Source organism: Pseudarthrobacter sp. ATCC 49987, from assembly GCF_009928425.1.
In the GTDB taxonomy this organism is placed as follows: domain Bacteria; phylum Actinomycetota; class Actinomycetes; order Actinomycetales; family Micrococcaceae; genus Arthrobacter.
Genome location: NZ_JAABNS010000001.1, coordinates 1,496,522 through 1,523,304, shown reverse-complemented (window position 1 = coordinate 1,523,304; position 26,783 = coordinate 1,496,522). Strand labels below are relative to the sequence as shown.

31 protein-coding genes and 1 riboswitch are annotated in these 26,783 nt (G+C 67.4%); of the genes, 13 read left to right on the top strand and 18 right to left on the bottom strand.

Annotation, left to right across the window (positions count from 1 at the left end; all coding sequences use genetic code 11):
- Nucleotides 1-6 precede the first annotated feature (6 nt).
- The gene (locus GXK59_RS07320; protein ID WP_160665580.1) at nucleotides 7-654 is read left to right on the top strand and encodes an MBL fold metallo-hydrolase; all 648 of its coding nucleotides are present in this window, start codon (nucleotides 7-9) and stop codon (nucleotides 652-654) included.
- Between the two features lie 81 nt (nucleotides 655-735).
- On the opposite strand, the gene GXK59_RS07315 is transcribed toward GXK59_RS07320, so the two are convergent.
- Nucleotides 736-1,509: a lipoate--protein ligase family protein gene (locus tag GXK59_RS07315; RefSeq protein WP_443094269.1), complete on the bottom strand. Its 774-nt coding sequence runs from the start codon at nucleotides 1,507-1,509 to the stop codon at nucleotides 736-738.
- Here GXK59_RS07315 and GXK59_RS07310 point away from each other — a divergent pair.
- Nucleotides 1,502-1,885, top strand: a complete 384-nt coding sequence (locus tag GXK59_RS07310; protein ID WP_160665578.1) for a DUF2177 family protein — start codon at nucleotides 1,502-1,504, stop codon at nucleotides 1,883-1,885. The genes GXK59_RS07315 and GXK59_RS07310 overlap by 8 nt on opposite strands.
- Before the next feature lie 52 nt (nucleotides 1,886-1,937).
- Here GXK59_RS07310 and GXK59_RS07305 read toward each other — a convergent pair whose 3' ends face one another.
- A complete protein-coding gene (locus GXK59_RS07305) occupies nucleotides 1,938-2,741 on the bottom strand; it encodes a thioesterase family protein (protein WP_160665577.1) in 804 nt (267 codons plus the stop codon).
- A 323-nt stretch (nucleotides 2,742-3,064) separates the two neighbouring features.
- Between GXK59_RS07305 and GXK59_RS07300 the strand changes: the two genes are divergently transcribed.
- Nucleotides 3,065-3,769, top strand: a complete 705-nt coding sequence (locus GXK59_RS07300) for an endonuclease/exonuclease/phosphatase family protein (protein WP_024367099.1) — start codon at nucleotides 3,065-3,067, stop codon at nucleotides 3,767-3,769.
- Between the two features lie 54 nt (nucleotides 3,770-3,823).
- Nucleotides 3,824-5,476, top strand: a complete 1,653-nt coding sequence (locus tag GXK59_RS07295; RefSeq protein ID WP_160665575.1) for a SulP family inorganic anion transporter — start codon at nucleotides 3,824-3,826, stop codon at nucleotides 5,474-5,476.
- A gap of 18 nt (nucleotides 5,477-5,494) precedes the next feature.
- Here the strand turns inward: GXK59_RS07295 and GXK59_RS07290 are convergent, their stop codons facing one another.
- From GXK59_RS07290 to GXK59_RS07280, 3 genes are read right to left on the bottom strand one after another with little or no spacing between them, the layout of a single operon-like run.
- On the bottom strand, nucleotides 5,495-7,195 hold the full coding sequence (locus GXK59_RS07290) for a DUF5671 domain-containing protein (RefSeq protein ID WP_160665573.1): 1,701 nt from the start codon (nucleotides 7,193-7,195) through the stop codon (nucleotides 5,495-5,497).
- A complete protein-coding gene (locus GXK59_RS07285; protein WP_160665571.1) occupies nucleotides 7,195-7,689 on the bottom strand; it encodes a hypothetical protein in 495 nt (164 codons plus the stop codon). The genes GXK59_RS07290 and GXK59_RS07285 overlap by 1 nt, the downstream gene beginning before the upstream one ends.
- Nucleotides 7,690-7,731: 42 nt before the next feature.
- Nucleotides 7,732-8,388 carry a DedA family protein gene (locus GXK59_RS07280; protein ID WP_160665569.1) on the bottom strand — a complete coding sequence of 219 codons (657 nt, stop codon included), beginning with the start codon at nucleotides 8,386-8,388 and terminating at the stop codon, nucleotides 7,732-7,734.
- A gap of 58 nt (nucleotides 8,389-8,446) precedes the next feature.
- On the opposite strand from GXK59_RS07280, the gene GXK59_RS07275 reads away from it, so the two are divergent.
- Nucleotides 8,447-9,985: a DUF5129 domain-containing protein gene (locus GXK59_RS07275; RefSeq protein ID WP_337248061.1), complete on the top strand. Its 1,539-nt coding sequence runs from the start codon at nucleotides 8,447-8,449 to the stop codon at nucleotides 9,983-9,985.
- A gap of 4 nt (nucleotides 9,986-9,989) precedes the next feature.
- On the opposite strand, the gene GXK59_RS07270 is transcribed toward GXK59_RS07275, so the two are convergent.
- From GXK59_RS07270 to GXK59_RS07255, 4 genes are all read right to left on the bottom strand, one after another.
- Complete coding sequence (locus tag GXK59_RS07270; RefSeq protein ID WP_024367092.1) at nucleotides 9,990-10,181, bottom strand: DUF1918 domain-containing protein; 192 nt, start codon at nucleotides 10,179-10,181, stop codon at nucleotides 9,990-9,992.
- Nucleotides 10,182-10,241: 60 nt separating this feature from the next.
- Nucleotides 10,242-11,297, bottom strand: coding sequence for a serine hydrolase (locus GXK59_RS07265; RefSeq protein ID WP_160665566.1), 1,056 nt, complete (start codon nucleotides 11,295-11,297; stop codon nucleotides 10,242-10,244).
- Between the two features lie 173 nt (nucleotides 11,298-11,470).
- Complete coding sequence (locus GXK59_RS07260) at nucleotides 11,471-12,664, bottom strand: type II toxin-antitoxin system HipA family toxin (protein WP_160665564.1); 1,194 nt, start codon at nucleotides 12,662-12,664, stop codon at nucleotides 11,471-11,473.
- Nucleotides 12,664-12,861 carry a helix-turn-helix transcriptional regulator gene (locus tag GXK59_RS07255; RefSeq protein WP_160665562.1) on the bottom strand — a complete coding sequence of 66 codons (198 nt, stop codon included), beginning with the start codon at nucleotides 12,859-12,861 and terminating at the stop codon, nucleotides 12,664-12,666. The genes GXK59_RS07260 and GXK59_RS07255 overlap by 1 nt, the downstream gene beginning before the upstream one ends.
- 250 nt (nucleotides 12,862-13,111) lie before the next feature.
- On the opposite strand from GXK59_RS07255, the gene GXK59_RS07250 reads away from it, so the two are divergent.
- Entirely contained in the window at nucleotides 13,112-13,699 is a 588-nt protein-coding gene (locus tag GXK59_RS07250; RefSeq protein WP_160665560.1) for a dihydrofolate reductase family protein, read from the top strand.
- Nucleotides 13,700-13,756: 57 nt separating this feature from the next.
- Here GXK59_RS07250 and GXK59_RS07245 read toward each other — a convergent pair whose 3' ends face one another.
- Nucleotides 13,757-14,473, bottom strand: coding sequence for an NlpC/P60 family protein (locus GXK59_RS07245; RefSeq protein WP_160665558.1), 717 nt, complete (start codon nucleotides 14,471-14,473; stop codon nucleotides 13,757-13,759).
- A 5-nt stretch (nucleotides 14,474-14,478) separates the two neighbouring features.
- Nucleotides 14,479-14,649, bottom strand: a riboswitch (cyclic di-AMP (ydaO/yuaA leader).
- A 202-nt stretch (nucleotides 14,650-14,851) separates the two neighbouring features.
- On the opposite strand from GXK59_RS07245, the gene GXK59_RS07240 reads away from it, so the two are divergent.
- Nucleotides 14,852-15,121 (top strand): hypothetical protein, encoded by a 270-nt coding sequence (locus tag GXK59_RS07240; RefSeq protein ID WP_160665556.1) that lies wholly within the window; start codon nucleotides 14,852-14,854, stop codon nucleotides 15,119-15,121.
- A gap of 27 nt (nucleotides 15,122-15,148) precedes the next feature.
- Here GXK59_RS07240 and GXK59_RS07235 read toward each other — a convergent pair whose 3' ends face one another.
- Nucleotides 15,149-15,802 carry a DNA alkylation repair protein gene (locus tag GXK59_RS07235; RefSeq protein ID WP_160665554.1) on the bottom strand — a complete coding sequence of 218 codons (654 nt, stop codon included), beginning with the start codon at nucleotides 15,800-15,802 and terminating at the stop codon, nucleotides 15,149-15,151.
- A gap of 64 nt (nucleotides 15,803-15,866) precedes the next feature.
- Between GXK59_RS07235 and GXK59_RS07230 the strand changes: the two genes are divergently transcribed.
- The gene (locus tag GXK59_RS07230) at nucleotides 15,867-17,273 is read left to right on the top strand and encodes an HNH endonuclease (protein ID WP_160665552.1); all 1,407 of its coding nucleotides are present in this window, start codon (nucleotides 15,867-15,869) and stop codon (nucleotides 17,271-17,273) included.
- 42 nt (nucleotides 17,274-17,315) lie between these two features.
- On the opposite strand, the gene GXK59_RS07225 is transcribed toward GXK59_RS07230, so the two are convergent.
- Nucleotides 17,316-18,134 carry a nuclease-related domain-containing protein gene (locus GXK59_RS07225; protein WP_160669043.1) on the bottom strand — a complete coding sequence of 273 codons (819 nt, stop codon included), beginning with the start codon at nucleotides 18,132-18,134 and terminating at the stop codon, nucleotides 17,316-17,318.
- Nucleotides 18,135-18,335: 201 nt separating this feature from the next.
- Between GXK59_RS07225 and GXK59_RS07220 the strand changes: the two genes are divergently transcribed.
- Complete coding sequence (locus GXK59_RS07220; protein WP_024368026.1) at nucleotides 18,336-18,809, top strand: YybH family protein; 474 nt, start codon at nucleotides 18,336-18,338, stop codon at nucleotides 18,807-18,809.
- 9 nt (nucleotides 18,810-18,818) lie between these two features.
- Here the strand turns inward: GXK59_RS07220 and GXK59_RS07215 are convergent, their stop codons facing one another.
- Both GXK59_RS07215 and GXK59_RS07210 read right to left on the bottom strand, forming a co-directional pair.
- The gene (locus GXK59_RS07215; protein ID WP_160665550.1) at nucleotides 18,819-19,139 is read right to left on the bottom strand and encodes a GYD domain-containing protein; all 321 of its coding nucleotides are present in this window, start codon (nucleotides 19,137-19,139) and stop codon (nucleotides 18,819-18,821) included.
- 146 nt (nucleotides 19,140-19,285) lie between these two features.
- Nucleotides 19,286-19,744: a universal stress protein gene (locus GXK59_RS07210; RefSeq protein ID WP_160665548.1), complete on the bottom strand. Its 459-nt coding sequence runs from the start codon at nucleotides 19,742-19,744 to the stop codon at nucleotides 19,286-19,288.
- A gap of 257 nt (nucleotides 19,745-20,001) precedes the next feature.
- On the opposite strand from GXK59_RS07210, the gene GXK59_RS07205 reads away from it, so the two are divergent.
- Together GXK59_RS07205 and GXK59_RS07200 are read left to right on the top strand one after the other, a co-directional pair.
- Entirely contained in the window at nucleotides 20,002-20,274 is a 273-nt protein-coding gene (locus GXK59_RS07205) for a hypothetical protein (RefSeq protein ID WP_160665546.1), read from the top strand.
- Nucleotides 20,271-20,687 carry a hypothetical protein gene (locus tag GXK59_RS07200; protein WP_160665544.1) on the top strand — a complete coding sequence of 139 codons (417 nt, stop codon included), beginning with the start codon at nucleotides 20,271-20,273 and terminating at the stop codon, nucleotides 20,685-20,687. The genes GXK59_RS07205 and GXK59_RS07200 overlap by 4 nt, the downstream gene beginning before the upstream one ends.
- A 48-nt stretch (nucleotides 20,688-20,735) precedes the next feature.
- On the opposite strand, the gene GXK59_RS07195 is transcribed toward GXK59_RS07200, so the two are convergent.
- The gene (locus GXK59_RS07195) at nucleotides 20,736-21,248 is read right to left on the bottom strand and encodes a mycothiol transferase (RefSeq protein WP_160665542.1); all 513 of its coding nucleotides are present in this window, start codon (nucleotides 21,246-21,248) and stop codon (nucleotides 20,736-20,738) included.
- A 382-nt stretch (nucleotides 21,249-21,630) separates the two neighbouring features.
- Between GXK59_RS07195 and GXK59_RS07190 the strand changes: the two genes are divergently transcribed.
- On the top strand, nucleotides 21,631-23,784 hold the full coding sequence (locus GXK59_RS07190) for a transglycosylase domain-containing protein (RefSeq protein ID WP_160665540.1): 2,154 nt from the start codon (nucleotides 21,631-21,633) through the stop codon (nucleotides 23,782-23,784).
- Nucleotides 23,785-23,799: 15 nt separating this feature from the next.
- Here GXK59_RS07190 and GXK59_RS07185 read toward each other — a convergent pair whose 3' ends face one another.
- On the bottom strand, nucleotides 23,800-24,144 hold the full coding sequence (locus tag GXK59_RS07185; protein WP_160665538.1) for a hypothetical protein: 345 nt from the start codon (nucleotides 24,142-24,144) through the stop codon (nucleotides 23,800-23,802).
- Nucleotides 24,145-24,356: 212 nt separating this feature from the next.
- Between GXK59_RS07185 and GXK59_RS07180 the strand changes: the two genes are divergently transcribed.
- Nucleotides 24,357-25,205, top strand: coding sequence for an SDR family NAD(P)-dependent oxidoreductase (locus GXK59_RS07180; protein WP_160665536.1), 849 nt, complete (start codon nucleotides 24,357-24,359; stop codon nucleotides 25,203-25,205).
- A gap of 27 nt (nucleotides 25,206-25,232) precedes the next feature.
- Here GXK59_RS07180 and GXK59_RS07175 read toward each other — a convergent pair whose 3' ends face one another.
- Together GXK59_RS07175 and GXK59_RS07170 are read right to left on the bottom strand one after the other, a co-directional pair.
- Entirely contained in the window at nucleotides 25,233-26,087 is an 855-nt protein-coding gene (locus tag GXK59_RS07175) for a 3-hydroxyacyl-CoA dehydrogenase (RefSeq protein WP_160665534.1), read from the bottom strand.
- A gap of 26 nt (nucleotides 26,088-26,113) precedes the next feature.
- On the bottom strand, nucleotides 26,114-26,746 hold the full coding sequence (locus GXK59_RS07170) for a TetR/AcrR family transcriptional regulator (RefSeq protein WP_160665532.1): 633 nt from the start codon (nucleotides 26,744-26,746) through the stop codon (nucleotides 26,114-26,116).
- Between the last annotated feature and the right edge of the window lie 37 nt (nucleotides 26,747-26,783).

Sequence of the window (26,783 nt, the reverse complement as noted above, 5' to 3'; positions counted from 1 at the left end):
AGTTCCGTGAGCGGCAGTTCCGTGGACGGCCTCCGGATCGACCGGCTGGTCACCTCGGGCACCTTCTCGCTCGACGGCGGCACCTGGGACGTCGAGAACAACGTCTGGATCGTGGGCAACGACGCGGAATGCGTTGTGATCGACCCGGCGCACGACGCCGCCGCCGTCGAGGCAGCCGTCGCGGGCCGGAGGGTCACCGCGATCCTGCTGACCCACGGCCACGACGACCACATCGCCGCCGTCGGCGAATTCCGCGGGCGCGTCAACGCCCCGGTGTACCTCAACCGTGCGGACTGGATGCTCTGGGACGCAGTGTTCCCGGGCACCGAACCGGACCACACGATCGGGGACGGGGACACCTTCGAGGTTGCCGGCGCGCAGCTCGTGGCGCTGCACACGCCGGGGCATTCACCCGGCTCCATGTGCTTCGTCCTGGAAAGCGAGGGCACCGTCTTCAGCGGCGACACCCTGTTCCAGGGCGGCCCGGGCGCCACGGGCCGGTCCTACAGCGACTTCCCCACCATCATCGAGTCCATCAAGGCCCGGCTGCTGACGCTCCCGGCGGACACCGTGGTGCGGACCGGGCACGGGGATCCCACGAGTATTGGCGCCGAGGCGCCGCAGTTGGAGGAATGGATCGCCCGGGGGCACTAGCAAAGTAGCTCGCAGCAGGGGCCGTTTTGGGCGCTGAGAAAGGCACCTGCTGCCAGTCAGTTGGGCTCCCCGGGCACCGGCTCAGCCGAGCAGGCTGCCGAAGTCGCCGTAGGCCAGGGCTGCGTAGCGGGCGTACGTGTCGATCACGGCGGCCTCGATGGCGTCGACGTCCAGGTGCGGGACGAGGTCGTTGACGGCTCCCGCGGTGGCGGAGTCCCAGTCCAGGCCCAGGGCCGCGTAACTGGCTTCCAGCACCGCGCGGATCGGGGTGGAGTTCTCCACCACGATGACCGAGCTGAACAGCCAGCCGCCGGCCACGACCCGCTGGGCGGTGCCGATCAGCTTGAGCTGGCGCTGCGGAAACTCCGGGTCCTGCCCGTGGACGCTGAATTCGCCCGGGCAGTACTCGCCCGGGATCTCCCCCACCGCGGCGTCGACGCCGGCGCTCCGCAGGGCGTGGGCCAGCAGTTCGCCGAAGAAGGAGAACCGACCCTTAGCGCCGGCGATCGCATCCGTGGCCGGTTCCAGGTGATCGATCACCAGGGTCCCCTCGTGATACGCGGCGGCGCGCCCCCCGGCCTTGCGGACCAGCGGCTCGAAGCCCAGGCCGCGGCAGGCCTGCACTGCGGCGTCGAAGCCCGGCAGGTGCGTGTCCCGCTGCCCGAAGGCCACGGTGGGAGCCGGCCGGTAGAGCCGGAGCATGGGGCCGGCCACGCCGGTTTTGACCTTCCGCAAAAGCTCGAGGGCGAGGTCCAGGTCCGCGGCGGCGCCCAGGGATTTCTCCTGCCGGAAAATCGACAGCGTCCGTGGTGCGCCTGCGGCCTCCGGCATCTTGTTATGCTCCCTTATGGTCATCTTGCAGTTCCTCGTCGTAGCCGCCGCGTTCGCCGTCATCGATTCCGTCTGGCTCAAGTCGATGAGCAAGTTCTACCGGAGCCATCTGGGGCACCTCATGGCGGACAAACCCAATCTAGGGTACGCCGTCGTTTTCTATGTCCTGTACATCGCCGGGATCGTCTTCTTCGCCCTCCAGCCCGCGCTCGACGGCGGCAGCTGGCTCTCGGCGCTCGGATACGGCGCCGCGCTGGGAACGTTCGCCTACGCCACCTATGACCTCACCAACGCCGCGACCCTGAAGAACTGGCCGCTCATCATCGTGGTGGCGGACATCGCCTGGGGTGCTGTGCTGACCGGGCTCGCCACCACCGTCGGCTGGCTGGTCTTCCACTAGCCTGTTTTTGACCAAGGCCCGCGCCCGTGCCGCCAGCCGGGCAGGCTGTTCCCTAGGACTTCCGGAGCGTCAGGATCTGCTCGGCACGCCCGAACGGGCCCTGGAGGTCGTGCAGCACCGTCGAGGTCAGGCCGATGCCGTCCGTGCCGAAGGAGACCTCGTTGTCCAGCCCCAGCCACTCCCCTTCGGGCCGCCGGTACATGTGGATCTGGAGGTCCAGGTTGGGAAAGGCATAGCTGCCCTCGCCCGGCGGGACGCGGGCGGCGATCCCGTTGGCGGTGTCCACGAGGCCCACCAGCCGGGCGAGGTCGCTGCTGTCGCCCTGGTCCGTCAGCGGGTGGTCGGTGTGCAGCCAGACGGTGCCCGATCCGGCCCGGTGCCCGTCGGCGATCCGCATCTGAAGCGAGGCGATGTAGCCGCCCGGCCAGACTGTGGCGGCGTCGTACGGCTCGCAGTCTTCCGGCGCAGGGATCCTGGGGTCTTCAAAGGCCGCGATGGCCGAGGTGTCGGAGGTGATCATCCGCCAGGCCGTGGCCCGGATCGCCGTGCGTCCGCCGGCCACGAGTTCGGCCTGGACCAGCTCGATCGTCCGGCCGGGCCGCAGGGTGGTGGTGACGACCTCGAACTCGCCGCCGGGAATCAGGCCGAGGATCTCATAGCTCAGGCGCGCCATCCGCATGTCGTCGCGCGGCTCATGCCGGGCCAGGCAGTCGGCCATCATGCCGGAGGCGGGGGCCATGTGTTGCTCGTGCACGTTCCAGGCCCCCTGGGCGTGGATGGTGGAGCGGAAACGCCCACCGCCCAGAACCTCATAGTAGAAATCGCCCTCGGCAAGCACCGGTAGTTCAGCAGTCAACGTCTGCCCCTTTCGCGTGGCTGGTAGTCCCGGAACACCCTATCGCTTCACTGCCCCCGCCGTTTCTTGTTCACAGCTCCCGCGATACCACGACCCCATGTCCAGCCTGCGACACGCAACAGGACCCGTGACGCGCAGACGCCCTGGCGCTACCGGAATTCAGGCAGCGGCAGGGCCTCTGCGCGTCGCCAGGGCCGTATGCGCAGCGTCAGGACACCGCGGCGCCGGCCGGACCCGCGGCCGGAAGTCCGCCGCGATTCGCCGGACTGGGTAGACTCAGAATGAGATTTCCCGCGACTATCCACCGAAGAGGTGCTCCCCTGATTCGAGTCATCAGCTACAACCTGCGTAAGCACCATGCCAGCGGTGAACTGGTTGATCTGGCCCGCAATTTTGAGATTGATGCCTTGTGCCTGCAGGAATGCGACACCGACGACCTTCCGGACACCATTGGCGATCTGCACCTCGCGGACTCCACCAAGGGCAACCGGCTGGGACTGGCGATCTACTACCGCATGGACCGGTTCAAGGCGTACGAAACAAAGACCTTTGCGCTCAAGAAGTCGCTGCATGACCGCGTCCTGTCCCCCGCCCACGAGCGGCTCATCGGCACCCGGATGGTCGACAACGAAACGGACCACGACCTCGTCATCGCGTCCTTCCACGCGGCACCCTTGACCGCGTCGAACTCCCTGCGGCGTAACCAGATCCACGCGGCGCACGCGGAACTCCTGAGCATGGGCGGCGGCCTCATGTCCCTGATGGTGGGTGACTTCAACTACCCGTTCTTCACGAAGTACCTCACGGAAGAGATGAAGGACGCCGGCTACGACCTGACGCTCAGCGACCGCCGCACCTACACGCGCTACAAGGTCTTCAAGGGCCACTTCGACTTCGCCACCTCACAGGGCCTCAACATCGAAAGCGTGGAAACCCTCCCCCGGGGCGCCTCCGACCACCTCCCCATCCTCATCTCGGCGGAGTACGGCCAGGACGCCCCTGGCAACTCCGCGTCCCCCGCCGCGTAGCCAGGGGACACCGTGCGCGGAGCTTGGGCACTCAGAGTCCCGCCCGGCCTGCGCATGGTGCGGAACTATGAGCGTCCCTGGCTGAAATCCGATCTGGCTGCCGGCGCCGCCCTCAGTGCCTTCCTCATTCCGGCCGGTATGGCGTACGCCGAGGCCGCCGGGCTGCCGGCCGTCACGGGACTGTACGCCTCGATCATCCCCCTGCTCGCCTACGCGGTCTTCGGGCCCTCCCGGGTTCTGATCATCGGCCCGGATTCCAGCCTGGCCCCGATGATCGCCGCCGCCGTCCTGCCCCTCGCCGGCAAGGACCCGGATCACGCGGTTGCCCTGGCCGGCGTTCTGGCGCTGCTGATCGGCGGACTGCTCCTGGCAGGCAGGATCTTCAAACTGGGCTTCGTCACCAGTCTGCTCTCCAAACCCATCCGCGTCGGCTACCTCAACGGAATCGCCCTTGCGATCATGCTGAGCCAGTTGCCCAAGCTGCTCGGCATCCCGGCCTCCGCCGGCTCACTCGTCGACACGGCCACGGGCACCGCGCAGGCGGTGGCCCGCGGTGCCGTCAATCCTCTCGCTTTGCTGTTCGGGGCCGGGACGATTGCCGTCATCGTCGTGTGCCGCTTCCTGCCGTGGAAGCTTCCCGGCGTGCTGATCGCCGTCGTGGCCGCCACGGCGCTGACCGCGGCCCTGAACCTGACGACGGCGCTTCCCACCGTGGGCGCGTTGCCCCGCGGCCTGCCGGTGCCCGCCCTCGGCGGAGTCAGCCTGGAGGATGTCCTCGCCCTGCTCGGCCCGGCAGCGGGCATCGCCTTGATTGCCTTTGCCGATACCTCGGTGCTCTCCAAGAGCCTCGCGGCCCGCAGCGGTCTCCAGGTCAACGGGAACCAGGAAATGGGTGCACTCGGAGTGGCGAACGTGGCCAGCGGCCTCTTCAGCGGGTTCCCGATTTCCGGCAGCACCTCGCGCACGCCGATCGCCCTCGAAGCCGGTGCCAAGAGCCCGCTGGGCGGAGTTGTGGCGGCCGTCCTCGTGGTGCTGTTTATGGTCCTGGCGCCCGGGGTGACGTCGTACCTGCCCTCCACCGTGCTGGCCGGCGTCGTGATGGTTGCAGCGGCGTCGATCCTTGACCTGAAGACGCTCCGCCGGCTGCTCAGGATGAGCCGGACCGAGGCCGCGTTGCTGGTCGCCACCTTCCTGGGTGTCGCCTTCGTGGGGGTGCTCCAAGGCATTGTGATCGCCATCGGCCTGTCCCTGATCGCCTTCGTGCTCCGCGCCCTGGACCCGTACCGCACCGAGCTGGGCAGCGTGGGGGACGTGCCCGGTTACCACGACCTGAGCCGGCACCCCGAAGGCCAGCGCATCCCCGGACTCGTGATCGCACGCTTCGACGCCCCGCTGTTCTTCGCCAACGGCGCCGTCTTCACCGAACACATCAGGACGCTTGTGGCCAACGCGCCGAACCAGGTGCGGTGGGTGATTGTGGCGTCCGAGGCCATCACGGGCCTGGACACCACAGCGCTGGATGACCTCGTGGCGCTCGACGACGAGCTCGCCAAGCGCGGGATCAGCATGGTGTTCGCCGAGATGAAGGGTCCCATCAAGGACCGCCTGATCCAATTCGGCGTCAGCAGCCGGTTCGGCCGGGACCACTTCTATCCCACTGTCACCAACGCGGTGCGGAGCTACAAGAGGGCCTTCGCCTTGGACTAGGGTCAGGCTTTCGGGTTTTCAGCCCAGCAGCGGAATGACGTCGATCCCGCCGTCGGGGCTGACCGTCACGAGCACCCGCCGCCCGGTCACGCCCTTGAGCGCCCCGGCCAGCCGTCCGGCCAGCTGGGCCGCGTCGGCCGGTGCCGCAGCTGCACCGGACACAGCTGCACCGGACACAGGCCCGGCGTCGGCCCGTCTCCACACCGTGACGCCGGCGCCGGTGACGTCCTCAATGACCCGGTGCAGCGGTGCCGGGTCGGCGCCGGTCACCAGGACGACGTGCCCGATGGTCCGCTTCCGGGCGGGGCCCGCCGCCGCGAGGACGGCACGCTCGTGGCGCCAGACGGCGAAATGGTAGCCGGCGACAAGGGCGGTTGCCACGAGCAATCCGAGCGGCGCCCGGATCCTGTCCACAAGGCTGCCGCCGGAGATGTCGCCCAGGTAGAACTCGAACATCCGGTACCCGATGACCAGCAGGGTGATGACGGCAACCACGGCGCTGAGCCCGAACACAACAATCAGGTAGACCCGCCGGGCGTTCAGCCAGGTCCCGGAGCCGCCGGCGGTGCCCGGCGTCACGGCCGGTTCCCGGCCAAGCGGTTTCCACGTGAACCACCAGACCGGGCCTCCGACCAGGAGCGAACTGATGCCGCCGAGCAGGAGCGTGCGCGTCCCGGAGCCCGCCAGCGGGGTCGCCGCCATGGCGAGGGCAGCGTTGACGATCACGCCGATCCCGGAGGCCGCGGCAACCAGGGCGACACCGGAAGTCACCAGCCTGCTTCCCTGCCGGATGGTTGCCGAACTTCCGCGCGCCAGCCCCCGGTGGTACACCCAGACGAGGGCGCCGACAGCTGCGGCGGCGATGGCCGGTGCCAGCGGCTCAAGCATCAAGTCCATCGCTTCAACACGGTCGAAGGCAAGCCGGAGCAGGACGAACAACACCACTCCAGCACCGCCAAGGGTCAACACTCCGGCGCCCAGGACGCCGACGGCGATGAGCGCGACGCTGGCGAGTCCCGTGCGCAGCAGCCGGCCGCCGTCGTGCTTCCAGTGCCACCACCAGACCAGGCCGCCGCCCACGGCCCAGACGATTGACTGCAGCACGGAAACCCACCAGGGCTTGCCCACCGTCGCGGCCGCCGTGGCACCCCGAAGGGCGGCATCCAGGAGGGTGGACAGGGCCCCGACAGCGCCGCTGACGCCGACCACCAGCCCGATGTAGGTGCCGAGCACCGTGGGAACATCGGCCAGGTCCAGCGGGCGCTTGCGGGGGTGCCGCCACATCCACCGGTGCCAGGCCCAGACGGCCGCCCACACCAGACCGGTGGCCAGCGACTGGCGCCACTGCAGCGACGGGCCGCCGATCAGCGTGGTTAGCGTACTCAGCAGGTTGCTCGTCGCCAGGATCAGCGAGAGCACATAGGCGCCGGCCAAATACAGGCCCCAGCCGACGGATGCCCGTTCTGCTTCATCCCCCAGGCGCCGCCAGACAACCCACCAGAGGAGCGCGGCGAGCGGCCCGCCAATCAGGGCGAAGGCCAGCGAGCGCGCCAGCCCGGCCACGTCCCCCGTGGCCAGCTCGGTGCCGGCCACGAGGAGCCGTCCCAGCAGTCCACTGAGTCCGACGGCGGCGACCACCACGAGGGCGAACAGCAGCAGGTAGGTGATCAGGCGGCGGACGGTCCGCTGGGCCGAGCCCACGACGGATTCGGCGCTCATCACTTCACCGCCGTGTTCTGGCACACGGTCAGTTGCCAGGGAGCCCTGTCGATCAGCCACTTGTCTCCTGTTTTGACGAGGTCAAAGCCATCCTCCATCTGGTACTCGGCGCTTCCGAACGGCCCGCCGCCCTCCGAGACGGTGATCAGCACCCAGACGTCCGCGGAGGCCGGCCGCTCGGTCGTTGAGACGAGGGTGACGCGGAGGTTGTCCGCAGCCATCCGTTCGAAGCTGCTGTTGCAGCGGGCCTTGGCGGCCTCAGTCAGGTAGGCGGCTGCGGCGGCCTCGTCCGCGGCGATCACGGCAGCGGAATACCGCTGGACCACCCCGGCGGGGGTTGCCTCGTCCACCGGAGCCGGCTGGCCGCGGGTGAACACCACGATGAGGGCGACGATCACCAGCACGGCTATGGCGGCAAGAATGGCGAGCAGGGTCCGGTCCGGCCGGTGCGGTTCCGGTTTGCCTGGCTCGGGTTCGTTCGCCTCTGGACTCATGCCGCCAGTATGCAGCAGGCAGGGCCCGCCGTCATGGTGTCTTTAGGCCCCATTCCGCCCTGACCTGCAGTTTCGCCGCCGTCGGACACCCCTGACGACCAGTGAACCGACGACGGCGGCCAGGGCTGCGTAGACGGCAAAGTTGAGGAATCGGGAGTATTCGTCGATGAGCCGGTACTGCTCCCCGAGCAATGCCCCCAGCCCGATCAGCAGCGCGTTCCAGATCCCGCTCCCCGCGACCGTGAACGCGGTGAATGTGCCCAGGTGCATCCGCCCGGCACCGGCGGGCAGTGAGATCAGGCTGCGCACTCCCGGCAGCAGCCTGCCGAAGAAGACCGCTGACCTGCCGTGGCGGCTGAACCAGCGGGCGGCCTTTTCAAAGTCTTCCCGGTCCATCAGCGGGAGCCTCGACAGCCAGCGGATCGACCGCTCCATCCCCAGCCGCGCACCGAGCCAATAGAGCAGCAGCGCGCCGACATAGGCACCCAGCGTGCTGGTGACCAGTACCAGGGCCATGTTCATGGTCCCCTGCCGGGTGAGGAACCCGGCCAGGGGAAGGATGACCTCGCTGGGAATGGGCGGGAAGACCGTCTCCGCCAGGGTGAAGAGCCCCACACCCCACTCGCCGAGCGCGTCCACGGCCCGCGCGGCAAGACCGACCAGGCCGCTCATCCCGTCAACGGGGGTGGTCGACGTCATGGCTGTCCCGGCCGTTCAGTATCCTCGAACACTGCAGCTTTCCCCTTCCGTGCCATTCGTGGCCAGCCTAACCGAATCCCCGGCACCCGGGGCGGCAGGGTCCGTCGACGCCGCCCGCGGCAGGCACTACGCTCGGGAAATGGGAATCGTGCGGAAAGTCGTTGGCGTGCTCGCTCTTGTACTGATCGGGCTGACGGGTGCCGGGCCGGCGGCGCTGGCCGTCACGCCCGTCGACATTGTGGTGGAGGACCGGGCGGGGGTCCTGGACCGGAACACCCTCCTGCCGGCGGTGCAGGCAATCGATTTCTACCAGCCCACCAAGGTGGCCGTCTACACCTACAACGGCTCATCGTCGGACAACCTGAACGAGGAGGTCCTGCGTTTTGCCCGGTCCGAGCATCCGGAATGGATCAGCGAGGACGGGCAGAAATGGGCGAACGGGCTCTTCATCTTCGCCCTGGACCCGGTGGGCCGGCATGTGGGCACCTACATGGGTGAGGACCGGAAGGTCTCGCCGGAACAGCGCGAGGACATCCAGAACGCCGCCAAGGACCTCCTTCGCGATGCCCAGTGGACCGACGGCACCATAGCCGGCATCAAGGGCGGGGCCGAGCTGATCAACCAGCCGTGGTACCGGTCAACGGCGTTTCTCGTCACCGCCTGGACCGCTGTGGCGGTCGCCGTCGCAGGCTTAGCGGCGCGGCTGATCGTGCGCTGGCGGACGAGGACCACCTGCCGCAAGGAACTGGCCCGCGGCGACGCCAGCTACTCCAGCGTCAGCATGGACCTCCAGGTCACCGAGCTCAACGCCAGCACCATCCCGGACGCCTCCCGCTATGGCAGCACCGTGCTGGAGAAGCACCGGACCTTCATGGCGAAGTACAACACCGCCACCGGTCTCGCCAACCGCGTCCACGCCCTGTCCCCCAAGGATCTCAGCAAGCGGCCAAACCTGCGGCTGGTCCGGAGCTACGCCGACGCCGCCGCCGAACTGGACGCCCTCGACGACGTCATCGCCGACACCAACGCCCTGCTCAACCGGGGCTCCGCCTGGGCCCCTGCCTGGGACCGGCAACTCGCTCCCTTCCGCGCCGACCTGGCCGCGATCGAACAGATGCTCAGCAGGCGCCACGCCGAGGGTGATTCCGCGACCGCGGCGGCCCTGCGCTCATTCCGGGACGAAAGCCACCGGGACCTCGAACAGTGGACCGCGGAACTCGCGGAGGGCACCATCACGCCGGAGACAGCCCTTGACCGGCTGCGTGATGCTCGGACCCACCTGTCCGAGCTGCTCAAGAACCACGCAGATACCGTCATTGCCGGCTTCGCCAAGAACGAGAAGGAAGCCGGGCTCATGCGCAAGGACATGGAGAGCGCGCAGGCCGGAAGCAAGGACAAGTACGGGCGCACGTATGAGCCCAGCATCCTGGGCACCGTGTATCCCGCGTACTACTTCTTCTCCGTGCCCACCTTCAACGCCGGTTTCAACACCGGCGTCAGCAGCGTCGGCAGTGCCCGGGGCGGCGGAGGCAGCACCACCGGCTACGGCGGCAGCGGCGGGAGCTTCTCCGGCTCCGGGAGTTCATCGAGCTTCTAGCGGGTCAGTCGGTCTTGCTGCGTTCGACGACGAAATCCCCGCCGGGGAACAGGATGGTCTCGTGGCCGTCGTCGAACCTGACGTGATACGGCGGGGCGCCGTCGGCCCCCTTGACCTCCAGGATTTCCCCGTGCCGGTCCGATGACTCGACCGTGTGGCCCCGGATGATGATGCGGTCTCCCTGGGCTGCTTTCATGGCATTCACCTCCCTTCTCCAGCCTACGGTTGTGTGTCCTGCGGGGGAACGGATGCTTCGTCAGAAGAGCCCCGCGGTGACTGTCCCGGTGAGCTGGTGGATGACGCGGGTCCGGGCCGCCATGTCCGACATGTCCCGGCCAAGCGTGTAGACCACAAACACGTACGCCCGCTCCCCCTGCACCAGAATGCTCGCGTCGTGCAGGTATCCGTTCAGCAGACCGTACTTGTGGAAGACGCTGACCCCGGGAGGCACGGCGGCGGGGATGAGCACTTCGTAGTTGGTGTTCTGCATGTAGGACAGCAGCTGCCGGGTGTTCCCGGCGTTGAGCAGCCGTCCGCTGTAGAGCTCGGCCAGTGTCCTTGCCATCTCCGTCGGAGTCAGGGCATTGACCGACCGGTCGTAGGGGATGCCGATCGAGGCGGCATAGTTGGTCAGACCCCTGTAGCCAACCGCAGACAGGACCAGCGCCCACGATTCGTTGTTGCTTTGCTGGACCATCTGCCGGATCTGCTGGCCCGCGGTGGACGCCCCCATCGGGGTCCCGAGCGAGGCCTTGCCCGTTTCCACCAGATGGTAGTACGCCGCGGCGGCGAGGATCTTCCCGGTACTCGCGGCCACGAACTTGGTTCTCACGCCATATTCGTGGACCACGCCGTCCGCCACGTCGATCAGGGCCACGCCCACCCGGTAGCCGCTGTTGGCCTGGATGACGGCATTGATTTCCGCGTCCAGCGGCGCTCCGATGGCGGGCTCGGGCGGAGCGACGACGGCGGGCGCCGGGGCCGGCGTCGTGACCGGCGCCGGGGGTGCTGCCGACGGCGATCCGGCACCGCTGGCGGGGCCGGTGGCCGGCAGCGGTCCCGATTCCCCGGCGGGGGCCGGCGAGGGGGACACCGACGACGCCGGCGGAGCACCGGCGTAGGCGGGTTCCCGGCCCTGGATGGTGGCGTAGATTGTCGCGGCCGCGATCAGGCCAAGGACTGCAACCAGCACCAACAGGTGCTGCGGGTGGATCCGGCCGATGAGCCCCGGCGAACCCTGGCCGGCCCTCCGGGCAGACTCATGTGTGTGCCGGCCACTGCTGAAGTGCCGGCCGGGCCCCCAGGTGTCCATCGGGTCTCATCCCCGGAACATCGATGGGGCTGCGGTGTGGGGTGACGCCACAGGCAAGCTCGCAGGCATGCTCGACCTCCGAAAGTGTAGGACCGCGGCACGGCTTCAAATTTCCCTGCATTCTTCCCCCGGCGGGGCGCCAGCGCAAGAGGTCGGGGCCGCAGAACCCCGGGTCAGCCCGCCAGTTCCCGGCGCCGGAAGCGGAGTTCACGCTGCGCCCCGCGAAGCGGAGAACCCGTGAAGGGCAGGTCTTCAAGCCGGATCACGGCAGCCGCGGCGAGCGCCGTCCGGTTGGCGGCAGCGGCGGCCCGCTCCGGCAGGCCGAGGGAACGGGCCAATTCCGCCCAGTGCTTGGCTTTGAGGTGGCGCGTCTTGCCGGATACCGGCAGCGCCAGCGTCTCGTCGCCGTACAGCAGCGTGCAGGGGACATCGAAGACCGGGGCCATCACGAATCCGCGCGGGCTGCCCAGGACCGCGAGGTTCTTGGCGTGCAGGTCGCCGTTGCCGGTCAGCCAGGCAAAGACAAACTGCAGGTACAGGTTCCGGCTCGCGACCAGCGGTGCGGTACACGTGGCGGCGAGCGCTGTCGCGACGTCTTCGGAACTGACGCCGTACTTGGACGCCGGCGGCAGGCCCAGAACCTGGGTCCCGTCCTCCAGTGGCAGCCGGACCCAGGTCCCGGCCGGGCCTTTCACCCGGTCGAACCGTTCCACCAGCAGCCCCCGTAGTCCGTTCCGGTCTTCGATGACCGAGCACCTGGCCACCGGGATCTTCAGCGCCCTGGCACCCTGCAGGTGCGCTGCCTCGTTCTCCACGAGGTGGGGGTGTTCCGGCGGGTCCAGTTTGAGCAGGTAGCGGTGGCCCTTGACCGCCAGTGGTGTGGTCAGCATCGAGGCGCTGGTCTTGCGCTGGACTCCGGGCAGCCCGTGGAGATCCACGGCGTTGACCAGGGCCGAGAAATCCAGGGTCTCCGGCCGCGAGGTATCGGCAAGGGCGGGCGGATCCACCGGGACCTCGCCGGCCGGGACCACCTGCACGTCACCGGGGACATCAGCCCCCACGGCCAGCAGCAGGGTCAGCTCATCGTCGAAGCTGGTCTTGGTCGCGTTCTTCAGGACCGTGAGCCGGTGGCCCTCGGGCAGCAGCCCTGCAAAGAACGCCGGCAGTGCACCCCCGGGGGATTCCACGGCAGCACCGGACAGTGGCAGGGACACGGACACGGCCGGGCCGCCGCCGGCGAGGTACTCCGTGGCATAGCTGAACCGGACCCCGCCGAAGCCGGTCCTGTTCAGATGCCCGGCGAGGGTTCCACCCTTGTAGACGTCCGCATCCCGGACGAACTTCAGGTCCTGCAGTTCGGCCGGCATCAGTGCACCGTCAGGCGCAGGCCCAGGACATCGCTCACGGCCACCACGGCCTGCAGCGAGGGGTTGCCGGTCCCAGTCTCGATCGCCCGAACGGTGCGAACCGAAATCCCGGCCAGGTGGGCAAGGTCCTCCTGAGTGATCCCGGCATCCTTGCGGGCACTCCGGATGCCGGCTCCAATCGACAGCACATCACCCATGAGTAAACTCCATTCGGCAGGATGTCGCCGGTTTCGGCATCCAGTCCCACCATCGTGGCGCACTCGTCCGCTTTCGGCAAGATGCTGCCGGTATGGGCCGTTGCCCATCGCGGCCGGCGCCGGAAGGAGCGATCCGGCAATAAGCTGCCGCCCGACGTCGGGCATTCCCTCCCCTGCCGCAGCTGCTGGCTGCGGCGTACGCTGGAACCCCGGTCGCCGAGCAATTCGCAGTGCAGTGAAGGAGCCCGCAATGCGCAAGGTCATCCTGATGATGCAGGTGTCCCTCGACGGATTCATCGAGGGCCCGGAACGGGACCTGAGCTGGCACCGCGTCGATGAGGAACTGCACAGCCACTTCAATGAGGAGCTCCGGACCATGGGCGCCTTCCTGGACGGCCGCGTCACCTACGAGCTGATGGCCGACTACTGGCCGACGGCGGACCAGGACCCCTCGAGCACTGCCGCGGAGATCGAGTTCGCCCGGATCTGGCGGGACATGCCCAAGATCGTCTACTCCCGGACGCTGGCGACGGCGGACTGGAACACCGAGGTGGTGCGCGACGTCGTCGCTGAGGACGTTGTGCGGCTCAAGGAACAGCCCGGCGGTGACCTGGCGCTGGGCGGCGCCGATCTCGCGGCGGCGTTCCGGCGGCTCGGGCTGATCGATGAGTACCGGATCTATGTGCACCCGGTCCTCGTCGGCCGGGGCAAGTCCCTGTTCCAGGCAGCGGATGCCATGACGCCGCTCCGTTTGCTGGAGAGCCGGGCCTTCGGCAACGGCGTGGTGCTGCTGCGGTACGCGGCGGAGCCGGACGCCGCGCACGCAAAAGACCGGTGATCCGCTGCCCCCAAGGCAACCGATCGACCGGTCTTCTGCGTGCTGTTAGCGGTACTGCTAGCCGGCGCGGACGAACGTCACGGGGCCGGTGGCGGTCAGCCAGGACAGCGGGTGCGTCATGGTGGCGTTGACGCCGTTCATGCCGCCGCTGATGGCCTGGCCGTTGCCGGCGTAGATGGCAACGTGGCCGGACTGGACGATGATGTCGCCGGGCTGCGGATCGGCGACTACCTTGCCGTAATTCAGGAAGGCCGTCGGCCCGATGTTGCCGACCGGGATGCCGGCAGCGTTCAGGGCTTTCTCCACCATGGCGGTGCAGTCCTGCGTGATGCCGATCTGGCCGTATGCCATGGACAGCAGGGTGGCGTTGACTCCACCGGCGGCCGGGGCAGCGGCGGGAGCGGGTGCCGACTGGACCTTCACCGTCGCCTTGGCGGCGGGGGCCGGTGCTGCCGGGGCCTTCGGGGCGGCCGCGGGCTTGGGCGCCTCGACCACGGGTGCCGGCGCCGTCTCAACGGCGGGGCGCTCGAAAGTGATCTGGACAGCGGAGTCCGCCATGACCGGCGCGCCGACCTGGCCCTTGACGTCAACGGACGAGGCCGGGGCGGAGCCGCGCTCGGCCGGTGCATCGGCTGCGTTGGCGGCCATGGCGCCGCTGAGCACCATTCCGGAAGCGGCGACGAGGACTGCGGCCTGGCGGCCGACGGTCCCGGCGGTACGGCGTTTGCTGCGAAGATCGGCGCGCTTGGGCGCACGGGTATTGCTGGAAATCATTAAAAGGAGCCTCTCCCAATGCCTGCGAGGTGAGCTGTCGGATTCGGATGGGAGGCACCCGGCCGCACTCGGGCCCGATCATTGCGGGCCGTGCGGCTTCACCCCAAGACCCCTGGAGAACAGCGGGTCAAAAGTGGTTTCCCCGTCTCTGCCGGACGTTGCTGCGAGTTATCCCCACGCCGCGGCAGAGTTAGGCAATCGGCTGGGGAGAGCCCGTCTCGGTAACAACAGGCACTTAACAACGGTAACGGAATGATCACGGTATGTCACATTGCGGTAACCACGGGCATGGTTTTGAGCGGACTCTTGCCCCCTCGCGGGACGGGTCCGCAGGCATAGGATGATGCCATCACCGTTCCCCCGAAGCGGAGGCCCGAAATGAACAGCTCCAAGGTCACCCGGCACTGTGTCGCCATCTGCCAGCTGAGCAATCAGCCGCCCGAGGATTTCAACGTCAACACCGAACTACTGGTCCTGGACAACGGGGAAATTCATGTGTCCACGTGGGACGCCGAGCCCCGCGACGGCGGCTTCGACGTCCACGTCCTGAATGACCGCGTGGACGCCCTCGGTTTCATGGTGGTCACCGATTGGGAGTTCTTCGACGAAAAGGCCTACGCCGTGGTGGAGCGCCGGCCCGGAAGCTAGGGAAAGTTCCCCGGGCCGTACGGCAGGTCAGAATTCCAGCTCAGGCCGGTGCCGGGCCATGTCGGTGAGCACGAGGGAGACCGCCTCGGCGGCGTCCGCGCCGTCGTCGTCCTCCCGTGGTTCCGTGGCAGGTGACTCCGCCAGAACGGCGCGGGCGTGGCGCACGAACCGTGGCCAGTCCCCCGCGCCGGCACGGAGCGCGCGCAGCGGGGACAGCAGGGCCGCCCGGCGCAGCCAGCCATCGGGATCCTGCACCCAACGGTCCAGGACACTGTCGGCGCGGACCCTGCCGACGACGTCGAGCCCCGCGATCAGGGGTCCAACGACGTCGACGGCGAGGGGATCCACCAGGGCGCCCAGCCGAGCACTCCGCACGAAGCCCTCCATCCGGGTCAGGTCAGTATTGGTCAGCGAACGGACGTTTGCTTGCAGGAGTACGACGGCGGCGAGGCGGCGTTCGAAGACGGGCACCTCCCACAACTCGGAACTCAGCGCAGTGATGTCGTCGTGCGTCAGGTCCGGGTGGCGGCGGAGGGCGTCGCGGACCGTTCCGCGCACGGCTCCGACGGACGAACCGTAGTACCGGTGACCGCTGCCGAGCCTTGCTTCGGCCTCCTCGGCGCGGCTCCACGACGACTCGCGCTGAAGCGCTGAGTCAATGAAATCCCCGGCGTCACTCATGGGGATATTCTCCCGCATGCCCGGCGCCATCATTACTGTCGCAGGTGCCCGATAGCCTGTTTCCATGGACGGAAATCAGGGGCCCGACGTGGCTCCGGGAGCAGCTGGCGGGGTGACGGCCACGGACGTAGCCCGGATCCTGGCCGGCCTCCCGGCCCCGGACAGCCCCGCTGCGCTCCTCGAGGAAACGCGCGAGCTGGAGGACCTCAAGTCCGCCCTGGCCGCCCGCCAGGCCCGACACGCCGTCGCGTTCGACCTGTCCCAGCGCCGTGACCAGGCCGACGCCGGGATGCCGACGGCGGAACTCGGCGCAGGGGTCGGCGCGCAGATCGCCCTGGCCCGGCGCGAATCCCCCGCCCGCGGCAGCCGGCTCCTGGGTTTGGCGAAGGCGCTTGTCAGCGAAATGCCCCACACCCTCGCGGCCCTGGAGACCGGGCAGCTCACCGAATGGCGCGCCACCCTCCTCGTGAAGGAAACCGCGTGCCTGACCGCGGAGGACCGGGCCGCCGTCGACGCCGAACTCGCGCCCGACACCGGAACCTTCGACGGCGCCGGAGACCGGAAGATCATCGCCGCGGCCCGCACCGCGGCCTACCGGCGGGATACCCGTTCGGTCACCCAGCGCGCCAGCCACGCCGCGACCGAACGCCACGTCAGCCTCCGCCCGGCCCCCGACACCATGTGCTATTTGACCGCGCTGCTCCCGGTCGCCGCCGGGGTCGCCGTCCATGCCGCGCTCACCCGGCACGCCGACACCCTCTGCAACTCCGGGGACCCCCGCACGCGCGGGCAGCTCATGGCCGGCACCCTCGTCGAACGCACCACAGGCACCCCCGGCGGGATCAGCGGCATCGAAATCCAGCTCGTCATGACCGACCGCACCCTCTTCCAGGGCGACAGCGAACCCGCCCGTCTCCCCGGCTACGGCATCGTCCCCGCAGGCTGGGCCCGCGGGATGCTCACAGACACCGGTGCATCCGGGGAAGAACGGGCCTTCACCACCTGGCTCCGCCGGCTCTACACCGCCCCCGGCACCGGCGAACTCACCGCCCTGGACTCCCGCGCCCGGCTCTTCCCGCCCGGACTCCGCCGCTTCCTCACCCTCCGCGACGACACCTGCCGCACCCCTTACTGCGACGCCCCCATCAGACACTTCGACCACATCATCCCCTGGCACAACGGCGGCACCACCAGCCACAGCAACGGCGCCGGACTCTGCGAAGCCTGCAACCACACCAAAGAAATCCCCGGCTGGTCCTCCCGACCACGCCCCGGACCCAGACACACCCTCCAAATCACGACGCCGACCGGGCACACTTACCAATCCACCGCCCCGCCGCTGCCCGGAACCGGCGCCGACCCACCGGAACCGGACCCGGACCCGGCCAAGAGCCCCAACCACCGCCGCGAACGCCGCCAACGGGACCAAATGCTCCTGCGCGCCCGGGCAAAAAGCCGCCTCGCAGCCTGACGGTCCAACCGTGAGAAGCGCACCAGCCGCGAGAAGCGCTGTTCAGCGGCCCGTGAGCACCTGCACGATCGCCCCCAGCTGGCCTCCGGTGGCAAGCGTCAGAAACCCAACGGCGGGCAGGCCCAGCACCCAAGCTGCCCGGCGCCGTCGTGCCCTGTGCACCAGCAACCGCAGGGCAGCGAAGTTCTGCTGGACAGCACCGGCGTCACCCGGCTGGCCAGGGCTCCGGTGCCAGGTCCGCGCAACAACGGCCGCCGCTGCAATCCGGGACACCTGTCCCGGGTCCAGCACCTGGCTGCGCCGCTTGAGCCAGCGCAAAAGCTGCCGCTCCGTAACCACTGACACCTGGTCCGGCGCCGACTTGATCGTGAGCTTCTTGGGTTCCAGAATCACCACGACTCCGGTGACATCGACCGCCGAACCGACCGCCGCGCCGAGCAGCTTGGACGCCCGGGCCGCTTCATGCGCCGCGTTGTAGAGGTGGCGCGTTTTCTTTCCTGCCACCATGAGGGTCCGCCCGGCCACCCAAACAGGCTGGCCGGAGTGGTTCTTCGTGTTGATGGTGAAGACGCCGGCAGGGCCCACCAGGACGTGATCGATATCAGAGGAACCCGCCCCCACCGGCACAGCATGCAGCACCAGCCAGTCCGGCCCCAGCTCCGCCAGGATTCTTCCGACCATGATCTCCCCCAAAGCGCCCTTGTACCAGGACCGGGTCTCCTCGCTTAGGGGGCTGACGCCAAAGATCCGCTGGAGGGTGGAGCGCCGCGGCTCCAAACCCTGGAGGGCGAGCAGCTCCTCCATGACAGCCTGGGCCGGTACCCGCGCCCCCAATGTAGCGGGTGCGGGATCGGCGGTCATGGCGTGGTCTCTGAGTGGCATCGCATGGGAGAGATCCTAGGCGCCGCACTACCGGCATTACGACGTCGACGGTCCGTTTGGCCGAAAATTTGCGGCAAGTTTCCTCAATCCGCGCGCCGGTCCGGGGGCGGTCCGCGATCCCTTGCTGACACCCCACCGGGCTCCGATAATTGAAGCCGGGGGCTTGAAGGAGGTAAGACCGTGGACGATCTGAACGCATTTCTGGCAGCTGTCATGCCCCGGCTGACAGAGGCCGAAACCGCACTGCACAACGGGGACGCGGAACCACGGAAAGCCATGTGGTCAGGCAATGATCCGGTGACGCTGTTCGGTGCTGTCATGACTAAAATCGGACGCGACCGAGTGGCGCCGGCTTTTGACCATCTGGCATCCCAATTTTCGGACTGCACGTCCTTTGACTACGAAGTCATCGCGGCCGGTGCCAGCGGCGACCTTGGCTACCTTGTGGGCATCGAGCACACGACGGCGTCGATCGGCGGGGCGGAGCCACTGCCCTACGCGCTGAGGGTGACCACCGTGTTCCGGCGCGAGGACGGCGAGTGGAAGGTCATCCACCGGCATGGCGATGCCCTGCCGGACGGTGACAGCGACGCCACCCGCCTCCAGCTCAGCCGGTTCGAAGAGTTGGACAGCAGCCCGGACGACGCCAAATAGCTGGCCGCCCTACTGCCCGGGGGCCCGGTAGGACGGGGTCTTCTTTGCCGCTTCGTCAAGGTCCTCCGGCGCCATCAGCGGCTTCAGACGCACGTTTACGGAGCCCGTCGAATTGATCATGAGGGAAAGGGCCGCGGCGTCTGCCGGCCCCGGAACCTCGAAGACCCCCAGCACGTCGGTCTCCCCGAAGGCGTAGTAGAAGCACTCGAGCGAGCCTCCTACGGATTTGAGCGCCTCGACGAGCGCATCGCGGCGCTTCGTGCCGCCTTCGCGCATGAGGCCCTTAATGCCTTCTCCCACGTAGTTCGCTTCAAACAGATACTTGGCCATGGTCTTTCCCGTCCCGTGCTGTCCAGGACTACGGCATCCGAAAATGTGTCTGAACCCGTGAGGGCAAGTCCCGGAGTTGGTCCCCAGAGTGGGGCTGCAGCCACATCGTAGGCCGTCCCCGGCACCGTTACAACGGCTGCCGCCCCTCAGGAAGCCTTGGGGCGGACGACAAGGACGGGGCACGGGGCATGATTGACGATCTGCGTCGCCACCGAGCCCAGGTGCAGACCGGGAAATCCGCCGTGCCCGCGCGAACCAACCACCACGAGATCCGCCCCTTGGGCGGCGTCCAGAAGGGCTGACGCCGCCGAATCGTTGTGGACGATCTCGCCGGTGGCAGACACCCCCTCATCCTCAGCGGCCTTCAGTGCCGCAGCCTGCAACGTCTCAGCTGCTTGCCGCGGAGAATCTTCCGTCACGACTTCGCCGGCGGCCGTTTCCAGCAGCGCCGGATACCAGGCGAGCGGCGGTTTGCTCCAGACGGTGATGAGACGAATCTCGCCGTCGCGCTGTTTGGCCTCGTCCATGCCCCACCTCAAGGCATTTCGGGAATTCTCGGAACCGTCAAAACCAACCACAACCACGAACGAATCTGTACTGGTCATTTGTCTTTCCATTCCCTAGCCTCAGTGAGCAGCCTGGACCTTTCAGTGTCTGCGAGCGCCAAAGTCAGTGTCAAGGTGCACACGATGGCCCCGGCGCTCCTCGGTCCAGGAGCCAACGGGGGACGGACCCTATGACAACGCGCGCGGAGCCTCTATTCTCTTGCCATGAGAGTTGGGGGCACCATTCGGCGACGGACGTCGCGCCGGCCCGGGTTGGTTTGCCTGGGCAATGCGGCACCGCAACGTGCGAGTGCCTCGTGATCACCGACGGCACCCAGCCTCATGAGAACTACGACTCATTCCTGGCGAGGCTGGACGCCGCAACAACAAGCCTGAGCACGCGGGCGGGCTCGTTGGACAAGGCGCTGGCTGCCGTCTCGTTGCTCGTGGAACCCCACGAATCCGCCGTCCGGAAATGGGAACGACGCCGCCATTACGTCAGTGGGCAACTCGCCGTGCACTCCGGGTCGCCGCAGTCGTACACCGCCCTCCGCGAGCTCCACGACATGGCACCGTGGTCAGGTTCGTGATCCTGAGTGTCCTGGGGTTGATTCTCTGCCTGTTTCTGATGATCTTTATGTCCGGCCTCAGAAGTTTGAGTGCTGTGGCACTGTTTATGGTCGTGTTTCCGGCCATTCTTACGGTTCCCACTGTCTCGGATCAGCGAGCTTTTATGCGGGGCCTGACCAAAAGGGTTAACGACACTATCGCCGAGGTGACCAACACACTTGACGACCAATTGTCGGTCAAGGAATTTCGGCGCATGGTCAAGACGGGCGAGCGGCTGCCGCTCGTCGTGAGCGGGGTCCCCGGGCTGAACCTGCACGTGGAACGGGTTGCCTCGGTGGAGAGGAATGCCCCGGAGAAATGGTTTGCGGTATTCACGGCGGAGCCCGGAGAGCGGGACCGCGAGTTTCGACCGGCTGGTTGCCGCGGCCATTAACGCCGACGCCGGCACCCAAAATACCGGCGCTGAAGGCACCGGCGCGTCCTAGACTGCGCGGGCGGGGTTGAGGCCCCTGGCGTAGGCGGCCTGACCCACGTGCTGGAGGCAGTCGGCGATGGTGCTGACCAGCCGCACGCCGAGCGTGACGGGTGGATCCCAGCGGGTGTCGACGATGCGGTCAAAGTCCGCGTCGACGAGGGTTTCCAGGAACTCTACGGTCTGCCGGTGAACGGCCTCGTAGTACTCGAGCAGCAGCTCCGGCGGGGCCTTCACAGCGTCCACCTTCTCTGTTGAATGGCCGTAGCCGGTGTCGCGTTCGGCCAACGGCAGATTGAAACGGCCCGCGAATCCCTGCGATGTCCAGACCTGTTCCAGGCCGGCGGCGGAGGCGAGCTGCGCGTCCTCCACCCGGGCGAGATGCCAGATCAGCCACGCCATCGAGTTCCCGTTGCCCGCGGGCCGACGGATCAGGGTTTCGCCGTCGACCCCGTCAAGAGTGGCGGCCACGGTGTCGCGGATCCGGCCGAAGGCGTCCAGCAGCAGGTCGTTGGATTTCATCGGGTCTCCTCACTCTGCCTTTTCGGTGTGCCCCCATGTTTGCATGGATGCAGCACCACGAGATAGGCCGCTCCCCCGGCTGTGTGGATCCCGGCACTTGACACTCCCCGGCGCGTTTCATGGCCTCGGCGCCGCACGCAGTGCCGTTATGGCTTCGGAGCTGGTCATGCCGAGATCACGCCCGATGCCAGGGCCGCTGTGACGGCCACCAGCCACGTGTCACATATTCCATAATCACTCCCGAGTTTGTGTGATGAATGTTGACAGGTTCCGTCACGCTACTACGCCCACGTGCGACACTCAACACCTACCGCGTAGCTGACTCCCGGACCATCCGGTTCGGGTGAGGCGCCAGCTGACATGACTCCCCTATGGTCAGCGCATGGGACGAACCGGATCCAAACTGGGCGCGGCCCTCCGAAGAGTGCTCGGATACTTCACGGTGAGCGCACTCTGCGGCGTACTGGCCGCCAGCCTCCTGGTCCCCGCCGTCGCCGGGGCCGGCGTTGCCCTGAGGGAATCGGTCACGATGTTCAACAACCTGCCCGCGGAACTGACGGTCGATGCGCCGTCGCAGTCCACCACGGTCCTCACCGCGGACGGCAAGACGATCGCCACCTTCTACGCGGAGAACCGGGTGAAGGTCGGGCTCGACCAGATGTCGCCGTACATCAAGGACGCAATTGTCGCCATCGAGGACCGGCGCTTCTACGAACACGGGGGTGTCGACGGACAGGGAATCCTGCGCGCCCTGGCGTCGAACCTGACCAGCGGCGGCCGGCAGGGCGCCTCCACCCTGACCCAGCAGTACGTCACCAACGTCCTCAACGAGTCACTGATGTCCGCGGACAAGGGCGATCGGATTGTCCTCAATGGGCAGAAGAGCATTGCCGACAAGGTCCGCGAAATGCGGCTCGCGATCGAACTGGAGAAGAAGTACACCAAGGACCAGATCCTTGAGGGCTACCTCAACATCGTGTTTTTCAGCCGGGATGCCTACGGCATTGAGGCCGCGTCGCGCTACTTCTTCAGCACCCCTGCCAAGAGCCTGACACTGCCGCAGGCCGCCCTCCTCGCCGGCCTGGTGAAAAGCCCCAGCTTCTACAACCCGGTTGTCCATCCCGACAACGCCATCCAGCGGCGCAACCAGGTCCTCGACGCCATGCTCACCCTCGGCCGGATCTCCCGCACTGACTACGACGCCGCCGTCGCCACCGGGGTGGAACTCGCCGTCACGCCGGGGAAGCAGGGCTGTGCCGGCGCCGAAATGGCGCCGTACTTTTGCGACTACGTGTCACACCTGATCCTGAACAACCCGGCCTACGGCGTCGACCTCGCCGCCCGGGTGCGGAAGCTGTACCGCGGCGGCCTGACGATCACCACCACGCTGGACAGCCGGCTGCAGGCGGCGGCGCAGGAACAGGTCGATGCCACGGCCGGGGCCAACCCGGACAAGTGGGGCGCGTCGCTGGTCTCCATCGGGCCGGGGACGGGGAAGATTCTGGCCATGGCGCAAAACACGGTTTTCCTCCCCGAACCCGGGAAGTTCGATACCCAGCTGAACTTCAATGTCGATTCGAAAGACTCCAAGGGCAATGACCTGAACGGCGCCGGCGGGTTCCAACCCGGGTCCACCATGAAACCGTTCACCCTGGCGGAATGGCTCAGGGAGGGCAAGTCGCTGGCCGAGACGGTGGATGCCTCCCGGCGGTCGTATCCACTCGATTTCAAGTGGAAATCCAGCTGCGGAAAGGTCCTGGGCGCCTACAACACGAAGGAGAGGAACCGCGGCGCGGCGGACGACCTGCAGAACAACGACGCCGGCTACTACCGCCGCATGCGCGTCGACTACGGGGTCTATAACTCCATCAACACCGCCACCTTCGCGGAGGCTGCCCAGCTGGATTTCTGCGGCATCCAGAAGACGGTGGACGCCGTGGGACTCCACAGCGGCCTGGATAACGCACAGGTCAACATGCATCAGCTGGGCAACCTGCTGGGGGCGATTGGCGTCGCGCCGCTCATTCTGGCCAACGCATTTGCCACCTTCGCCAACGACGGCACGTACTGCGAGCCGGTCGCCATTGTGGAAGTGACCGACGCGGCGGGGAAGAACCTTCCGGCGGAGACCAAGTCCTGCCGCGATGCCATCAAGCCCAGCGTTGCCCGGGGGGTAAACTCCGTCCTGCAGGACGTGCTGAAAAAGGGGTCCGGCGTCTACATCAAGCCCAAAGTCCACAGCAGCTTCCCGGTCGCGGCCAAGACGGGCACGTCCAACACCAACGGCGCCACCTGGGTGGTTGGCTACACGTCCGGAATTTCCACGGCGTCGTTCTTCGGCGACGCCCTGGAAGGCCAGAAACGGCCAGGCCAGAACGTCACCGTCAACGGCAAGTTCTACAAGAGCATCGACGGCTACATGCTTGCCGGCCCGCAGTGGGCCAACTACATGCTGCAGGTCGCCGGGCTTTATCCCGCCGCGGAATTCCCGCCCCCGCCGGAGTCCATGACCAAGAAACCTGATCACAATGAGTAGTCATGCCCGGTCCGTCTACGCGGCCGTCCGGCCCGAGTCCGGGAGGCTCCCGATGAGGGTGATGATCAGCGCCAGGTAGGCGATGAAGAACACCACCCACAGGATGAACAAGCCAATCCCCACCCAGCCGAGCACCCGCCCTTCCGGCGCAGGCACCCCGAAAGCCTCAGCCTTCTTCGCCCGGGCGATGGCCAGCGGCCCAAACAAGGCCCCCAGGCTGAAGATCGACAGGATGCCAAAAATCGTGGCCAGCCGGGCGTGCCGCATGCCCTCCATATACCAGCTCAGCTGCCCCATCGTCACTGGCTGCAGATCCTGGTTCCGATAGGCGTTTTGTGGTCCGTACTGGCTGGTCGACATGGGTCCCCCTGGTTTTTCCGTGGCGCTCGTGATGGTTGCCGTCACAGCATACGGCCGACGGGCACTGAGTTCTGTTGGCGCACGCCACTTGAGTTTGGTCAGGCGGTCAGAACCACTTCGTCAGTCCGCCATCCTCCCCGCACCGGCGGTCCCCGCCACCAGACTCCAGGTTCGCTCTTGCTCTCCCCGGCCGCTGCGCGTATGAGAGAACCATGAGTTCGCAACGGCACGTCCTTCGCGGTCGGGTGGCCGTCGTGACTGGCTCGACGCGCGGCCTGGGGTTTGCCATGGCCCGGCTGCTGGGACATCAGGGAGCGACGGTGGTGCTGGCGGCCAGGTCGAACGTCGACGTCGCTGCCGCCGTCGAACGCCTCCTCGCAGAGGGGATCGCCGCGTCCGGACGGCGGTGTGACACCGGTGAGCTGGCCGACGTCGAGGCCCTGCGCGATGAGGCGCTCAGCCGCGGGACCCTCGACATCTGGGTCAACAACGCCGGAACTTCCGGCGTCTACGGGCCCCCGGCGTCAACCCCGGTGGACGATTTCACGCGCGTGGTGCGCACCAACATCCTGGGCACGTTCCACGGGTCGCGGGTTGCGCTGCCGGTGTTCCTCGGTCAGGGCCACGGCGACCTCGTCAACGTGTACGGCCAGGGCGACCAGGGGCCGGTGGCCCTGCAAAACGCGTATGCGTCGAGCAAGCGGTGGGTCCGCCAGTTCACGGAGACGTTGCGGCGGGAGACCGGGAGCACGGGTGTCCGGGTGCATGGCATGAACCCGGGCCTGGTGACGACGGACATGCTGGGGCATGTCACGTCCCAGCCCGGGTACGAGCATCGGCTGGGTGGGCTGCAGGTGGTCGTCGGGCTGTGGGGGCAGGGCCCGGACGACGCCGCGCGCCCCCTGCTGGATCTGGTCACCTCCGACGCCGCCGAGTACCGGGATCTGACCAGGACGACCATGGTGACCCGCGGCGTGCGCAACCTGCTGGCCGGACGACTCCGCCGTGCCAACCGCATGCCCCTGGACGTCACGGTCCTGGAAACCAGCCACGAGCGTTGACTGCGCCGCGTGAGGCGCCGGGCGGACTCAGTACGTGTACAAGCCTTCGCCGGTGGAGACTCCGAGCTTCCCGTGGTCAATGTAGTTCTCCTTCAGGTACTGCGCGAAGGCTTGAGACCCGACATCCGGTGAGGACGCGGCGATGTTGTAGGCGGTACCGAGGCCAACGACGTCGTAGATCTGGAACGGTCCCGTGGGCGCCCCGGTGGCGATGCGCCACGTCTTGTCGATCGTTTCCGGGCTGGCGATGCCCTGAAGCAGCAGGCCCGCGGCGGCATTCAGGAGCGGAACCAGCAGCGAATTCAGCACATAGCCGGCTTTCTCCTTCCTGATCTCGATCGGCTCCAGCCCGCTGTTTCGGGCGAACCCGACGACGGCGTCGAACACCGCGGGGTCGGTATCATTTGTGCCCATCACCTCGGCAATGTTCTGCGCCCAGATGTTGTTGGCGTAATGGATGGCGAGGAAACGGTCGGGGCGGCCGGTGGCATCCTTGAGATTGCTGGGCAGCAGGGTCGAGGAGTTGGTGGCGAAGATGGTCTTGGCAGGGGCCAGTTCCGCGAGCTTGCGGTACATGTCCCGCTTGAGCTCGAGCAGTTCGGGAACGGCCTCGATCACGAGGTCCGCGTCGGCGACGGCGGTCCCGAGGTCAGTGGTGAGGCGCAGATTTGCAAGCGCTGCCTCGGCCTGGCCGTCCTTGGCGCCGGCCACCTGCGTCCGGTAGATGCCGGCGAGCTGCGCGAAACGGGCGCGGGCCTTTTCGATGGCCTGGCCGTCAAGGTCATAGGCCGTAACGGCGAATCCGTGGAATGCGGCCTGATAGGCGATCTGCGAACCGAGCACTCCAGTACCGAGCACAGTCAGCGTCTTGATTTCGGGCATCTGGTTTCTTCCTTTCGACGCCGGCATTACGCGCGGGCGGGGTTAACGGACCCGTAAATACTGCGGATCCAAATGGTGGATAACACGTCCAGGGCGCGGGACTCCGCGATGGCGGGGCTCTCCTTGTTCAGGACGGCGGTGATCACCCGCTCGTTCATCAGGTTGAGGCTTACGGCGAGGTCGTGGGCGTCGATGCCCCCGGGCGCGGCGCCGCGGGCTTGTTCGGACAGGATCACATCGGTCGAGAAATCGGCCCAGGACTGCATCGACTTCGACCACAGCACCCGCACCTCATCATTGCGGGAGCGCGCCGCGATTGCCGCGGTGGCGACGCCGCGGTGGGCCACAAACACCTCGACAAACATGCCAATGGAACGGGTCCATGCTCCAGTGGGATCACTCTCGAAATCCCGCGGAAGCCCGCCGACCCGGTGTTCCACCTCGGTGATCACACGGTCCAGCAGGGCCAGCAGCACCTCGTCTTTGGACGCGAAGTAGAAGTAGAAGGTGGGGCGGGAGATACCGGCCCCACGGGCCAGATCCTCGATCGAGATGTCATCGAATCCCCGCTCGGCGAGCAGCGCCTCGGCCGTGACGAGGATGGCGTCCTGGCGCTCATCCCCCGAGACCCGTGTGGTGCGTCGTCCTCGTTGAACCATGCGCCCATCCTAGCCCTAGTTCTCGACACCGTGTTGA